The organism is Streptomyces sp. EDA2-14, from assembly GCF_054963755.1.
In genome coordinates this window covers 117,467-131,309 of sequence record NZ_JBUEGE010000006.1, presented here as the reverse complement: position 1 = coordinate 131,309, position 13,843 = coordinate 117,467, and the positions used below count along the sequence as shown (strand labels likewise).

The following is a 13,843-nucleotide window of genomic DNA, read 5'->3' as shown; positions in this document are numbered from 1 at the left end:
CCTCGGTGGTCTCGTCGCCCGGGGACGTCACCCAGGTTGCGGGCCCCGGATCAGCGATCGATGAGTGAATACGCGGCACCCGCCCCGGATGGCGCCGCCCGCGAAAGGACCCTGCGGTGGGCGTGACCTTCGGACTGCTGGGGCCGGTGGCCGCATGGGGAGCAGACGGTTCGCCCCTCGCGCTCGGCGCCCCCCGCCACCGCGAGGTGCTCGGACGCCTGCTGCTCGCCCGGGGCCGGGTCGTTCCGGTCGGCCGGCTCGTCGCGGACCTGTGGGAGGGCGAGCCTCCCGCGGGGGCCGTCGGCGCGGTCCGCACGTTCGTGGCAGCGCTGCGCCGCGCGCTGGAACCCGGCCGTCCTCCGCGGCAGCCGTCCCGCCTGCTGGTCACCGACGGGCCCGGTTACTCCTTGCGCGCCGGCCGCGAGGCGGTGGATGCGTGGTGCTTCGAGGACACCACCGCACGGGCAGCCGCGGCGGCGCCCCATGCGGCCGTGGCCCTGTGGGACGAGGCGCTCGACAGCTGGCGCGGGCCGGTGCTGGCGGACTTTCCCGCCGCCGCGTGGGCCGCCGCCGAACGGGCCCGGCTGCAGGCGCTCCGCCTCGACGCGGTCGAGCGGCGAGCCGACGCCCTGCTGGCGATCGGTGCTGCCCGCGACGCGGTCGCCGATCTGCGGGCCCACGTCGCGGCTCACCCCGGCCGGGAGGACGGCTGGGTGCTGCTGGCCACGGCGCTCGACCGTGCCGGGCGGCGCGGTGAGGCCCTGGAGACGCTGGCCCGGGCCCGCGACGCTCTCGTCGGCGTCGGCGGGTGGCCTGGTCACGAAGGTGCCCTGGCACGAACGGAAGCACGCCTTCGAAACGGCGCAGCGGACATCGCGGTCGATCCGGCAGGGATGGCCGACAGCGTATGGGGCCGGGCGACGGCATCGTACGACCGCTCCGTGCCCGCCCGTTCGCGGGCCCGGCTGCACGCCACCGCCGGCTTGCTGCGCGACCTCGCGGTGACCGGCCCCGACGGTCTGGAGGAAGCGCACCGTCACCGCAGGGATCTGGTCACAGCGGCCGAGACGACCGGCGACCCGGAACTGGCCGCCCGGATCATCGGCTCCTATGACGTACCGGCCGTGTGGACCCACGCCGACGATCCCGCCGGCGCGGGCGAGTTGTCCCGGGCCGCAGCCCGGGCTGCGGCCAGGCTCGGCCCCGACGGCCCGGCACCGCTGCGCGCCCGGCTGCTGTCCGTCGTGGCGGTCGAATCCCGGGGTGACGCCGCCGCTGACGCACCGCTTCCCGAGGCGGCCGGCGCCCCCGCCACCGAGTTGTGGCGACTGCGCGCTGCACGCGCCGCCGAGGAGGCCGTCCGGATCGCCCGGCGCCTGGGCGACCCCGCGCTCCTGGCGTTCGCCCTCAACGGTGCCTTCATGCAGTCATTCACCGCCTGCGGGTCGGCCGCCGAGCGGGACGCCCTGGGGAGGGAACTGACCCGGCTGGCCGTCGACCACCAGCTTCCCGGGCACGAAGTTCTGGGCCGTATCGTCCGCCTCCAAGCCTTGTCGGGCCTCGGAGCCTTCACGGAGGCGGACATCGAGGCCGAGGAAATCGACCGGCTCGCACACCGCAACGAACGACCGCTCGCCGCAGTCTTCACCGCCTGGTACCGGGCACTGCGCACAAGCGAGACCGACGGCTGGCCCGCTGCACGCCAGCCGTACGCGCACGTGCTGGCGGAGACTGCCGACTGCGGCATGCCCGGCCTCACCCGGGGAGCCGCCGCGCTGGTCGCACTGGTCCCCGTCATGCGCAGTGACGGCCTGCCTGATCCTGACGACTTCGCCCATCTCGACCCCGGCCCCTACCGGCCCTGGCTCGATCCCCTGCTGCTGGCCGCGTCAGGCGCCACCGATGCTGCGCGCCAGGCCATGACGACGGTTCCGCGGCCCCCGCACGACCTCCTGCAGGAGGCTCTGTGGTGCGTGCTTGCCCGTGCTGCCGCAGCCGTCGGGCACGTTCCGGTCCTGCGTCGCGCACGGGAGGAACTCTCAGCCGGCGCAGCTGAGTTCGCCGGTGGGGGCAGCGGTCTGATCTCCTTCGGCCCGGTCGCCCGCCACCTGGCCGCCGTCGACGCGGCTCTCGAGTCGGCGCAGCACGGTGTCGGGGCGGACCGGTAGCCGCAGTCGGCTCAGCATCTGTCGGGGCGGCGGCGCCAGCAGAGCGAATCGGCTGGCGGTGGCCGAGAATGCCTATTCCTCGACCTGCGCCGGATCGATCGGAATCTCGCGTGCCGTATTCTCGGCGCGCTCCTCGGCGCTCAACTTCCGCGCCACGGTCCCACAGCAGCGGTTGAACTGGTTCTGCCAGTCCGTCATGAACATGTCGTAGCTGGACTGCCCGACCAGCTTCAGGTCCGACTCGTCGTTGTGCCAGACGCCGTTGCTCGTCCAGTTCGCGGAGCCGACGAACACAAGCCTGGAGTTGGACGAACCCGCGTAACCGCCGCTGACCATCATGTACTTGTCGTGCGTGTAGTGCAGAGCGTTGCCGTTCGCGTCGGTGCCGCGGCTGGTGTCGTGCACGGTGATATTCGGCCGGTCCTTCAAGTAGTTCTGCACGCTGCCATCAACCTGACCGGCGGTGAAGAGTATCCGTATCTTCACGCCGGTTTTTGCCAGGCTCACCAGCTTCTTCGGCAGCTCCAGATAGTTCCGGTCGCCCGGTTGCCCGTGAGAGGTCCACTGGAACATGGCGATGTTGATCGTGGCCGGCGCCTTGACGTTGTTCAGGAAGTCGACCCAGGTGTCGCTTTTGGAGCGCGCCTTGGGCCACTGGTAGGAGGGTGGGGACAGTTTCCTGGCGGCCTGGCCGCTGGTGGTGTTGTAGTAGTCGGGCACCAACGGGCCCGGGCCGCCCCGCGCCCCCTTGGCCATGGCTGTGAAGTAGCGGACGTAGGAGTTGTACAGGTCGACGTTGCCCTTGACGGTGGCGGCACTGTTCCATGCGGTTCTGGCCTGGGCGGAGGTGGGGTTGGCGCTGCTGACGGTCACCGTTCTGTTCGCGTCGCTCCCGCCGCTGAGCATGTAGTACTTCGCGTGCAGGGCGGAGCCGGAGTAGTGGGTCAGGCAGCCGCCCGGGCACAGCGCGGCGAAGCTGGAGGCTCGCGGGTCGTTGCCCAACTCGGTGACCATCGACTGCCAGATCGCATTGTCGCTGTGAGAGTCCATCAGGGCCTTGACGATGACGCCGCGCTGGTGTGCGGCGATCAGGGCGCCTGCGAATTCCGGGCCCGGGTGCGTGCTGCCGATCGAGTACATGGCGACGCGTATGGTCTGTCCGCAACTGGCGCTGTTGATCGAGTCGATGATCGGGCCCATGACGTTCATCTGGGCGTCGGGGTCTTCCGGGTCGCTGAAGCTCGGGCCCGGTCTTGAGGTGAACGTCCGCGTCTCGCAACTGAGTGGAGCCTTGGCCTTCTTGATCGCCGCGTGCGCCGTTGTGGGCGACAGTGCGGTGATGGCCAGAGCGGTGATCAACGTGAGCGTGCGCTTCATGGACGGGCCTTTCACTGGGGTGTTGACGATGACGAGTCGGGGTGTTGCTGTGCCGATCGACCAATGAGTGGTCGCCGAGGTGGGCCTGGTGGCTGATGTCGCCCCACGTCGCAGGGCGGGCCTGTCCGGCAGTTCGGTGTGACGGGATCGCCCGGCATCGGGTCGGATGAACTACGTACGGCTTCGGCTCAGTCGGCGGCGTTCGCCCCGAACATCGGGTAGCCGTCGCCGTCGCCGTCGCTCGCGGCGAGGGTGGCGCCCCAGCGGCCGTGAGGGGAGGCCGCGGAGTCGGCGACGGTGGCGCCACCGGGCAGACCGCAGGCCGAGCCCTGAAGGATCGCGACGGTGCCGCCTTCGGGGTCGGTGCCGACCTCCTCGCGCTCGGCGCCAATCGCCAGGTCGTCGAAGCCGTCACCCGCCTCGGAGGAGCCGGGCACGCTGGTGGTGTTCTGGCTGATGGTGGTGCGTTTGGCCGATGCGATGCCGTTAGCCGATTCGTACAGGGCGACGAAGGCCCCGGCGTTCTTCTGCCCGTACGCAATGGCGTTGCCGGCGGAGGACGCGACGTCGCCGTAGCCCTCCCCGTTGAAATCCGCCTTGTGGTGCGTGACGGAGTCGGCCGCGCCGGCCGTGCCTGCCGACGCGGCGCGGAGGCCGCCGGTCAGGGGCGCCGCCAAGGTGCTCGCTGTGGCGACGCGGATGCGCGTCGGAGGCGGGGCGGTAGGGCGTATGTGCGTGGCCATGCGTTGAGCTCCTGCAGGGGACAGAGGCGTCCGGCGGACATCCCGCTTCGATGAGGTGTTGGCGTGTTGGTGTTTGCCCGAATTTGTTCCAGGCGTGACCCACCGTTCGGCACACAGGAGACTCGTAGAGGCGTCCGAGGGTTGCACGAGAAATCGGGGAAGCGGTCGCGACGCTGCGCAAGTTGAGCCAGAGGGCGAGCCAGTCGCTCGGGCGTTGGGTGGGCGGCTGGTGGGCGAGCCAGTTGCCGGTGTCGGGTTGAGCGTCGTACTCGGACAGGTGGAGAGCTCGCCCGCGGAGGAGTAACTGGGATTCGTTGCGGGCCTGTTCGGCTGTGTGGCGCATCTGCCCGAAGAACCGGACGCGGTCCGCGGTCAAGGTCTGTGGGCGTGGTCAGGCTGCTTGTTCGTGGCGCGGTTGGTGGAGGGCGTTGTCGCGGGGCATCGCGAAGAGCACGTCGACCCGGCGGCGGATGAGCCGGATGAGGCCGGCGTTGTGGCGCTTGTTCTCGGCGCGTTTCTTGCCGTAGTAGGTCCTCGATGCGGGGCTGCTGAGCGAGGTGAACGCGGCGAGGAACAGGGCTGCTTGAGGTGTCTGTTGCCGCCGCGGGGCGGGCCTTCGCCGCGGATGGAGGTCCCCGAGCGGTGGGTGGTGGGGTTCAGTCCCGCGTAGGAGGCGAGGTGGACGGCGGTGGGAAACGCGCGGGCGTCGCCGACCTCGGCCAGGATGCGGGCGTCGATCTTGCCGCTGCCGGGGTGCAGGTCGGCCGCCCGCCGCATGGGCAGGCCCGGCAGATGGGCGACTTAGCAGCCGCTGGCGCGGGCGACGGTCACGGCCAGGGTGCCGATCGAGGCCGGCTGGTCGACCACGACCAGCACGGTTACCTTGCGCTGCAGACGGGCGAACAGTTGGCGCAGGGCCGGTTCACTGTTGGGCAGTGGCTTGTCGAAGGCGGTGCGGCCGTCCCTCAGTAGAGCCGTGCCGTGATGCTCGGCCTTGCCCACGTCGTCCCGACGAGTTCGAACGATCGAACGTTTCAGGTGAAGGGTTATTTTCGAACGGCCCTTTTTTCTGGGGCTTCAAAGTGGGACGACAGTTTGTGTTTCTGAGCCTCGCAACATCTCTGCGAACGCCGACATGATCCACACGGTGCGTGCGACGCGGAGCAGGTGGCCCTCGTGCAGGCGGAGGGCCACCTGCGAGGTCAGTGGGCGGCGACGTTGTCCGTGACTCCGGTCTCGCGGGCTGCCTCGGCGCCGGGCTGGAGGGGTGCGGTGTTCTTCGGGCCGCGCAGGGCGACGTAGAGGAGGAGGGCACCCATCACGGCGGCGCCGACCCACATGGATTGCTGCCAGCCGTCGACGAAGGACCGCTGTGCGGCGTGGATCAGGTCCTGGGTGCGGCTGCCGGTGGTGGGTGCGACCTCGATGGCGTTGGCGATGCCTTCGCGTGCGGTGTCGGCGGCGTCCGTGGGGATGCCGTCGAGCTTGCCGTCGATGGCGCTGCGGTAGCCGTTGGCCAGGAGCGCGCCGAGCATCGCGACACCGAGGGCGGTGCCGAATTCACGGGTGACGTCGTTGAGTGCGGAGGCGACGCCTTGCTTGGCGCGCGGCAGGGAACTGGTGATGGCCTCGGTGGACGGCGTCATCGACAGCCCCATGCCGATGCCCATGGCGAGCATCCCGGCCAGGATGGACAGGTAGCCGCCGTCGACGGACACGAACAGCGCCATCAGCGCCAGGCCGAGCGTGGCCAGGGCGACACCGACGGCCATGGTTGAGCGGGCGCCGATCTTGGCGGCCATCTTCGGGGCCAGGCCGGAGGTCACCATCATCATGACGGCCATCGGCATCATCGCCACGGTGGACAGCAGCCCGGACCAGCCGAGTACGGCCTGGAAGAACGGGAAGAGAACGACGGCGATGCCGGCCTGGACGCCGAAGACGACGAGCAGGGTGATGGAGCCGGAGGCAAGGCCGCGCTCACGGAACAGGCGCACGTCAAGCAGTGAGGCGTCGCGGCGGTGCAACTCCCAGGCCACGAAGGCGATCGCGGCGACGATGCCTACGGCCAGACTGATCAAGGTGATGGGGGCGGTCCAGCCGCGCTCGGGACCTTCCTGCAGGACGAAGATGAGACCGATCACGGCGATGGTGGAGACCAGGGCGCCGATGATGTCGAAGGAATGGGCGGAGCGTTCGCGGGAGTTGGGCACCGACTTCAGCGTCATCGCCAGTGCTACGACGACCAGGACCACGGGCAGCACGAACAGCCAGCGCCAGTCCGCGACGTCGACCAGCAGGGCGGACAGGAACATGCCGAGGATGCCGCCGCCTCCGGCGACTCCGGTCCACACCCCGATCGCCCTGCCGCGCTCCTCCTCGGGGAAGGTGGCGGTGATGACGGCAAGGGTGATCGGCATGATCATCGCGGCGCTGATGCCGGCAGCCACGCGCGCGGCGATCATGACCCCGGCGGACGGGGCGAGTCCCGCGCCGGCGCCGGCGGCGCCGAAGACGATCAGGCCGGTGATGAGCATGGGCTTGCGGCCCAAACGGTCACCGATCGCGCCCAGCGGCAACAGGAGCGCGGCCAGGGCGAGGGTGTAGACGTTGATGATCCACAGGACGGTGTTCTGGGAGGCTCCGAACTCGACGGCCATGTGGGTCTGGGCGACGTTCAGTCCGGAGACGGAGGCGATGACGGCCATCAGCGCGATCGAGACAGTGATCAGGATCGCGCGCAGCTGACGCGGATCCGGCGCGTCCTCACCGACGGCGGGCGCGGTCGCCGCCTGAGGTGGCTGATTGGTACTCATGGTTTCCTTCCCAAAGGGGCATGCGGGATCAGCGCCGGGACAGGGCCGGTCGCCAGGTTGGTGAGACAGGGGTGCTGCACTCCGCGCGGACCGCAGGACGACGGTCGCGCGCGGTTCCTCGGCTGCGGGACTTACGTCTCAGCCGGCGGTCTTCTGTGCGGCGAGCGCGGCGTCGGTGTCCGCAGCGGCCAGCACGGCGTTGATGTGGGAACCCGCCAGGGCTCCAGCCGCTGCAGCGGCGCCGACCCGGGCGGTGAGGTCGGTGGCGTTGCCGGCCACCCACACGCCAGGGACATCGGTGGTGCCGGCCATGGCGGAGGCGAAGCGGTGGCCCATGTTGTCGGGCAGGTCCTCCACCGGCACCTTCAGACCCTCCAGGCCTTCGGTACGTGCCTGCATCCGCGTGGCCACGGCCAGGATCCGCCGCCCCACGACGGTGCCGTCGGTCAGGCGGACGCCGGTGAGGGCGCCCTCGTCGTCGTTGACGACCTCCGTGACGTCGGTCTCGACGATGCGGATGTTGCGGGCGGCGAAGCGGGCGCGGGTATCGGAGTCCAGATCGGTGCCGCGGGTGAAGTAGACGAGGTCATCCGTCAGTTGGCGGAACAGCCAGGCGTGGTGGACGGAGGCGGGGCCGGTGGCGAGGATGCCGATGGGCTCGTCGCGCACCTCATAGCCGTGGCAGTAGGGGCAGTGCACCACGCTGTGACCCCAGTGCCCGGCCAGTCCGGGCACCTCGGGCAGCACGTCGCGCAGTCCGGTGGCCACCAGGACCCGGCGCGCCGTCAGCGTGCGGCCGTCGGCCAGGGCGATGGTGAATCGCAAGTCGCCGTCCTGGGAGGGGGCTGCGGTTACAGCCCTGGCCACTTTCCCGAAGACGATCCGGCCGCCGTACTCGCGTACCTGCTCACGCCCGCGCTTGAGAATCTCGGGGGGCGGGGTGCCGTCGAGGACGATGAAGCCGTGCATGGCTGCTGCGGGGGCGTTGCGCGGGGTGCCGCTGTCGATGACGACGACCGAGCGGCGCGAGCGGGCCAGCATCAGTGCACCGTTCAGGCCCGCGGCGCCGCCGCCGATCACCACGACGTCCACGGTCTCGGTGGGCAGTGCGTCGCTCTCGTAGTGAGAAGTCTGCGCAGACATGTCGCGCCCTTTCGTCGTACGTGGCCCCGCGTGCTGGACCATCTGCATTCGACGTTAAGCCTGCTTTGCATCTAGGGCATACGATGTTGCCTATGACGCAAGAAGATGGGCAGCTGGACAGCCTCGTACGCAAACGGATCCGCGCGCTGCGCGTCGCACAGGGCTGGTCTTTGGAGGAACTGGCCACCCGGGCCAACCTCAGTCAGTCCTCACTGAGCCGTATCGAGAACGGGCAGCGCCGCCTCGCCCTGGACCAGCTGGTCACCCTGGCCCGCGCCCTGGACACCAGCTTGGACCAGCTCGTGGAGAACGCCGCCGACGACGTCGTCATCAGCCCGATGATCGACGGAAAGCACGGCCTGATGCGCTGGCCCGTCAAAGCCGACCCGGGCATGACCGTCATGCGCCAGCGGATGACCAACCCGCCGCCGGACAACCCGGCCCGCATGCGCGCCCACCCCGGCCGCGAATGGCTCGTCGTACTGTCCGGCACCGCCATCCTCATGCTCGGCCACCGGCGCTTTCGCATAGAAACCAACCAGGCCGCCGAGTTTCCCACCATGTTGCCGCACGCCATCGGCGCCGAGGGCGGACCCTGCGAAATCATGGGCATCTTCGACCGCGACGCCCGCCGCGGCCACCAGAAAGACGCCGGCTCCGACGCCCCCGAAGCCGCCCCCGAAGCCGACCGCGGAGGCGCCCGGGGTCCTCGCGAATAGCGGGCCGCATTCGCACCGGACGGCCCCCTGGGCGCGGTCGGCGATATTGCGTGGCAGGCAGCGCATCACGTCACCTTGTTGCGCATTCCGCAAGAGGTTGTGCGACAGAGGCATGGCGACCATACGGTGGCGGCATGACCCGACCCCATCAGCACACCCCCCACCACGGCGAAAGCGGTCACCACCCCGACCACGACCATGGCAGCCACCCCGACCACGACCATGGCAGCCACCACGAGCACAGCGATGGCAGCCATTACGGGCACAGCGATGGCAGCCATCACGAGCACGGCGATGGCGGGCAGGCGGAGATCCTCGATCTGGATGCCGAGGTGCTCGCCGAGCACATAGCGTCGATCACCGACTGGCTGCCGCTGAAGAGCGAGCCCCGCCACGTCGTGGACCTGGGCTGCGGCACCGGCGCGGGCACCTTCGCGCTCCTCGCCCGCTTCCCCGACGCACATGTCACCGCCGTCGACGCGTCTGCCGAACACCTTCAGCGCCTGCGCACCAAAGCCTGCACCCGCGGCCTCCAGGACCGTGTACGCACCGTGCAGGCCGACCTCGACAGCAACCACTGGCCCGAACTCGGCACGCCGGATCTGGTGTGGGCCTCGGCCTCGATGCACCACATGGCCAATCCGGACCGCGCGCTGCGGAGCGTCCACGAACTGCTCGCCCCCGGCGGCCTGTTCGCCGTGGTCGAACTCGCGGGCTTCCCCCGCTTCCTGCCCGCACACGCCCCGGAGAACCGGCCCGGCCTCGAAGAGCGTGCCCATGCCGCGACCGACACCTTTCACGCCGAGCACGTTCCCCACCGCGGCGCCGACTGGGGACCGATGCTGACGGCTGTCGGCTTCACCGTCGAGGACGAGCGCACCCTCACCGTCAACATCGAAGGTGGGCGCAGCGAGGCAATCGGCCGCTACGCCTACGGCAGTCTGCAGCGCATCCGGGGCGTCGCCGCACCCGGCCTCAGCCCCGAGGACCTCGCCGCACTCGACGAACTCCTGGACACCAGCAGCTCGAACAGCCTTCTGCACCGCAAAGATCTCGCCGTACGCACCGAGCGCACCGTCTGGGCCGCCCGCCGCTCCTGACACCTGGCAGGCCAGCCGGGGTTGCCTGCCGGACAGCCTCGTCGGCACGCGCAGGGTCGGCGACAATCACCCCATGCGTGCACTCCTGACTACCGGCGCACCGCCTACGTGGACCGTGTCCGAGATCGCGTCGCCCGCCGTCGCCCCGGACCAGGTGCTGGTGGAAGTCGCCACCGCAGGGCTGAACCGCGCCGACCTGTTGATGCGCGAGGGTGCCTATGTCCCGTCCAGCGCCGACTGGAACGTGGCGCCGGACCGCGTCGGCTTCGAGATGGCCGGTCGGCTGCGGGCGGTCGGTGACCAGGTCACTGGCTTCGCGCCCGGTCAGTACGTCATGGCACAGACGGGCGGGGCCTGCGCCGAGTTGGTCGCTGTCGACCACCGGCTCGTCCTGCCCGCGCCCCACCCCGTGGATCTCGTCGCTGCCGCCGGCCTGCCCAGCGCACTCCTCACCGAATACGACGCCCTGACCGGAGCAGCCCGGTTCCGGCCCGGCGACCGCGTCCTCATCACCGGGGGCGCCGGAGGAGTCGGCCACATCGGTGTTCAGCTCGCCCGGGCCCTCGGCGCCCGTACGGTCATCGCGACCACCCGCTCCCGGGCCAAGACGGGCCTTCTCCACGAGTTGGGCGCCACCCGGGTCGTCAACACGGCTTGCGAGGACATCGCCACGGCACTGGGCCCCGACGCCTTCGACGTCTGCCTCGACCACCTGGGCGGCCCCGTCCTCACCGGCCTCCTCGGCGCCGCCGCTCCCCGCGCCAGGATCGTGCAGATCGGACGGCTCGCCGGGACACGTGCCCACCTCGACCTCGAAACGCTCGCCGCCCGCCGGATACAGCTGATCGGCACGACCTTCCGCGGCCGCGAGGCCGACGAACTGCACGCCCTCACCGCCCGATTGCGCGAAGCCCTGCCCGGCCTACTGCGAACCCACGACGTACGCCCTGTCGTTGACTCGGTCCTCGACCTCAGCGAGGCGGAACGGGCTGGGCAACTTCTCGACCGGCCCGCACTCACCGGCAAGGTGATCCTGCGTATCGCCTGACGAGAGCCCTGCGGCCCTCACGACTTCGAGGCTGCACGAATGAGCCGCAGCTGCCCGATCTCAGCGACGTTCTTCATCAGCTCGGCGTTCAGCCAGGCGACCATGTGTCCGACGGTGTTGTCCGGCGGAGTCTGCCACGGCAGCGTGGAGGTGGCCTCCAGGTCGACGTCGCTGAGCCTGTCCAGGAACGCCAGCCACTGAGTGCGCAGATCCTGGAGCCAGGCGACGGCCGCCGGCCCATTGCCGGGCCAGGTGATGTCGGCACGCTCCCGCGGTGTGCGTTCCTGCGTGTGATCGATGGTGGTGCTCCACCACCAGCCGATGTGCCAGCTCACCCAGCCGATGGTGGGGACCGGCACCGGGTCGGGTTCGGTGTCGGCCCAATCCGGCAGCCAGTTCCCGGCAGTGTCCGGGCGCACGGTCCACACCAGATCGGTGGGCTGCCAAAGGAAGTCTTCGGGTGTGAGCCGCTCCAGGTGCTACTCGAACAACGACCAGGTCATGTCGAATTGCCAGCGCAACAGCTCGCAGCGAGGATTGCCCATCGTTCGATCCTGGCATGTGCCCTGACGGGCAGCCATCACGTTTTCCCAGCCCGCCACCCGGCATCGTGTGCCGCTCGAAAAGTCATCGCCTCTGGTCAAGCGGTACAGCGGTACTCGTTGATCAGGCCGCAGAGGGTTCGGTTGCGCAGTACTCTCCGGCTATCAGAGTCCTGCACGGCGCCGGGATGTTCGCGGGAGCTGGGCGGTAGTTGGTCGCGGGCCGAGTGTGGGCGGTGCCCGTTGCAGTGCCGCTGATAGGCAGCCAGTACGCGCCGGGCGTGGGCCCCGTTGAGGATGAGGACGCGGTCGAGCGCTTCGCGCCGGATGGTGTCGATGATTCTCTCGTAGTGGGCGTTCGTCCGGGGAGCCCGTGGCGCGCTCTTGACCACGTCCAGTTCCTCGGCTTCACAGACGACGGCATCGAATTCCTCGCCGTACTTGCCGTCGCGGTCGCGTAGCAGGAAGTGCTGGAACTTGTGCCGTTCGGAAACCCGTCGCTGCTGGTCAGGCTGGGTATGCGTACTCGTGCGGGCGATGACTGCTGTAGTGCCGGGCGTAGGCGTCCAGGGGCTGTAGGGCGTGGGCCTCGCTCCATGTCGGCAGGTGGTCGAGGAGCTCGCGCCGCAGGGTGCCGATGACCCGTTCGCGGTGCGCGTTCATCCGAGGAGCTCGTGGCGCGGCCCTGACGGCCTCGATGTCGTCGGCTGCGAAGACTGCATCGAAGGACTCCGTGTCCTTCGTGGCTCGGTCGCGGAGCAGAACACGCAACGAGGCCGCCCGCACACCGGACTCGATGGCCAGGCTTCTTGCCTGCTGCACCGTCCAGGGGGTGGTGGGATGAGCAGTCACGCCGGCAATGTGCAGGCGGCGTGTGCCGTGGTGAGTCCTCTCGGAATAGTGATTCTGCGCCTGAGGTTCATCACGGTGCCCCGTGCAGGGCGGCGCCCGCGCCGGGTGGTGCTCGTTTCCCGGGGGTGAGCGAAAGATGGGTGAGAGATGAAGTCCGTCATCCGGACGGCCGCCGGCGGCCCCGAGGTCCTGCGGCTCGTCGAGCGTCCGATTCCCGAGCCGGGCCCTGGCGAGGTGCGGGTGCGCATGCACGTCTCGGGCGTCAATCCGACGGACTGGCGCAGCCGCAGACGGGCGTTGCCTCCGGGCATGGGTGAGCAGGTGCCCCACCAGGACGGTGCCGGGGTGATCGACGCCGTCGGCCCGCAGGTCGATCCGGTGCGGGCCGGGCAGCGGGTCTGGGTCTGGGAGGCCGCCTGGCAGCGGTCCTGGGGAACGGCACAGCAGTACACGCTCGTCCCCGACCGGCAGGCTGTCTCTCTGCCCGACGACGCCCCGTTCGAACTCGGCGCCGCCCTGGGCATCCCAGCCCTGACTGCCCACCGTGCGCTGACGGTTCGCGACGGCGGACCGGAGCGCATCGCGCCCGGCACCCTGCGGGACGCCACCGTTCTGGTGGCCGGCGGCGCGGGCGCGGTCGGCAACGCGGCTGTCCAGCTGGCCCGCTGGGCGGGAGCACGTGTGATCACCACGGTCAGCGGCCCCGCCAAGGCCGCGCTGGCGCACGTGGCCGGTGCACACCGCGTGGTCGACTACCGCACGCAGGACGCGGCGGCGGAGATCCTGGCTTTCGCCCCCGAGGGCGTCGACATCATCGTGGAGGTCGCACCGGGGGCCAACGCAGCGCTCGATACCGCGGTGGCCGCACCGGGAGCTGTGGTGGCCTACTACTCGGGCGGCGAGGACGAGCAACTCACCGTGCCGGTGCTCACCACCCTGCCGGCGAACCTGCGCTGGCAGAGCGTCTTCGTCTACACCGTGCGGCCTGAGGCGAAGCGGCAGGCGGTCACCGATGTCACGGCGGCCGTGAGAGCGGGCGCGCTGCGGGTGGGCGAGGAGGCCGGGTTGCCCTTGCACCGCTTCCCGCTGGAGCGCGCCGCTGACGCCCACGCGGCGCTCGAACGAGGTGTCGTCGGGAAGGTCCTGCTCGATATCCCATGACCACATCGCGGACCGCTGACCGACGCGCAGTGAATACGGACTGAGCCATCGCCACTGAAACGGAGACGGAGACCGAAGCGGGATGGTCGCCGGCGCGGCCATCGTCAGGCGATCGACGCATGGCCGGGGCGCCGGGAAAACCATGCCGGCCAGGCGCGGCTACGTCAGCGGCTG

Annotated in this window: 12 protein-coding genes and 2 pseudogenes; 6 read left to right on the top strand and 8 right to left on the bottom strand. The window is 70.1% G+C overall.

Features of this window, described 5'->3' with window-relative positions; all coding sequences use genetic code 11:
* Positions 1 to 116 precede the first annotated feature (116 nt).
* On the top strand, positions 117 to 2,168 hold the full coding sequence (locus ACY34M_RS18370) for an AfsR/SARP family transcriptional regulator (RefSeq protein ID WP_462720276.1): 2,052 nt from the start codon (positions 117 to 119) through the stop codon (positions 2,166 to 2,168).
* A gap of 72 nt (positions 2,169 to 2,240) precedes the next feature.
* Here the strand turns inward: ACY34M_RS18370 and ACY34M_RS18365 are convergent, their stop codons facing one another.
* The 5 genes and pseudogenes from ACY34M_RS18365 to ACY34M_RS18345 all read right to left on the bottom strand — a co-directional run bounded on the left by ACY34M_RS18365 (position 2,241) and on the right by ACY34M_RS18345 (position 8,247).
* Positions 2,241 to 3,545 carry a phospholipase D-like domain-containing protein gene (locus ACY34M_RS18365; RefSeq protein WP_462720275.1) on the bottom strand — a complete coding sequence of 435 codons (1,305 nt, stop codon included), beginning with the start codon at positions 3,543 to 3,545 and terminating at the stop codon, positions 2,241 to 2,243.
* 188 nt (positions 3,546 to 3,733) lie between these two features.
* Positions 3,734 to 4,288: a hypothetical protein gene (locus ACY34M_RS18360; RefSeq protein ID WP_462720274.1), complete on the bottom strand. Its 555-nt coding sequence runs from the start codon at positions 4,286 to 4,288 to the stop codon at positions 3,734 to 3,736.
* Between the two features lie 391 nt (positions 4,289 to 4,679).
* A pseudogene (locus ACY34M_RS18355) lies at positions 4,680 to 5,290 on the bottom strand (IS110 family transposase).
* Between the two features lie 200 nt (positions 5,291 to 5,490).
* Positions 5,491 to 7,104 carry an MFS transporter gene (locus ACY34M_RS18350; RefSeq protein WP_462720273.1) on the bottom strand — a complete coding sequence of 538 codons (1,614 nt, stop codon included), beginning with the start codon at positions 7,102 to 7,104 and terminating at the stop codon, positions 5,491 to 5,493.
* Between the two features lie 138 nt (positions 7,105 to 7,242).
* Entirely contained in the window at positions 7,243 to 8,247 is a 1,005-nt protein-coding gene (locus ACY34M_RS18345) for an NAD(P)/FAD-dependent oxidoreductase (RefSeq protein WP_462720272.1), read from the bottom strand.
* A 92-nt stretch (positions 8,248 to 8,339) separates the two neighbouring features.
* On the opposite strand from ACY34M_RS18345, the gene ACY34M_RS18340 reads away from it, so the two are divergent.
* From ACY34M_RS18340 to ACY34M_RS18330, 3 genes are all read left to right on the top strand, one after another.
* The gene (locus tag ACY34M_RS18340; RefSeq protein WP_462720271.1) at positions 8,340 to 8,966 is read left to right on the top strand and encodes a helix-turn-helix domain-containing protein; all 627 of its coding nucleotides are present in this window, start codon (positions 8,340 to 8,342) and stop codon (positions 8,964 to 8,966) included.
* Positions 8,967 to 9,100: 134 nt separating this feature from the next.
* Positions 9,101 to 10,066 (top strand): methyltransferase, encoded by a 966-nt coding sequence (locus tag ACY34M_RS18335; protein WP_462720270.1) that lies wholly within the window; start codon positions 9,101 to 9,103, stop codon positions 10,064 to 10,066.
* A 73-nt stretch (positions 10,067 to 10,139) separates the two neighbouring features.
* Positions 10,140 to 11,114, top strand: a complete 975-nt coding sequence (locus tag ACY34M_RS18330; RefSeq protein ID WP_462720269.1) for a zinc-binding dehydrogenase — start codon at positions 10,140 to 10,142, stop codon at positions 11,112 to 11,114.
* 17 nt (positions 11,115 to 11,131) lie between these two features.
* On the opposite strand, the gene ACY34M_RS18325 is transcribed toward ACY34M_RS18330, so the two are convergent.
* Positions 11,132 to 11,590, bottom strand: coding sequence for a DinB family protein (locus tag ACY34M_RS18325; RefSeq protein WP_462720433.1), 459 nt, complete (start codon positions 11,588 to 11,590; stop codon positions 11,132 to 11,134).
* A 164-nt stretch (positions 11,591 to 11,754) separates the two neighbouring features.
* Positions 11,755 to 11,985 (bottom strand): integrase core domain-containing protein, encoded by a 231-nt coding sequence (locus ACY34M_RS18320; protein WP_462720432.1) that lies wholly within the window; start codon positions 11,983 to 11,985, stop codon positions 11,755 to 11,757.
* Between ACY34M_RS18320 and ACY34M_RS18315 the strand changes: the two genes are divergently transcribed.
* The gene (locus ACY34M_RS18315) at positions 11,893 to 12,117 is read left to right on the top strand and encodes a hypothetical protein (protein ID WP_462720444.1); all 225 of its coding nucleotides are present in this window, start codon (positions 11,893 to 11,895) and stop codon (positions 12,115 to 12,117) included. The two genes, ACY34M_RS18320 and ACY34M_RS18315, sit on opposite strands and share 93 nt — an antisense overlap.
* A gap of 64 nt (positions 12,118 to 12,181) precedes the next feature.
* On the opposite strand, the pseudogene ACY34M_RS18310 reads toward ACY34M_RS18315, so the two are convergent.
* Positions 12,182 to 12,538: pseudogene (locus ACY34M_RS18310) on the bottom strand (integrase core domain-containing protein); the annotation flags it as partial.
* Positions 12,539 to 12,655: 117 nt separating this feature from the next.
* Here ACY34M_RS18310 and ACY34M_RS18305 point away from each other — a divergent pair.
* Positions 12,656 to 13,669 carry an NADPH:quinone reductase gene (locus ACY34M_RS18305; protein ID WP_462720267.1) on the top strand — a complete coding sequence of 338 codons (1,014 nt, stop codon included), beginning with the start codon at positions 12,656 to 12,658 and terminating at the stop codon, positions 13,667 to 13,669.
* Positions 13,670 to 13,843 lie beyond the last annotated feature (174 nt).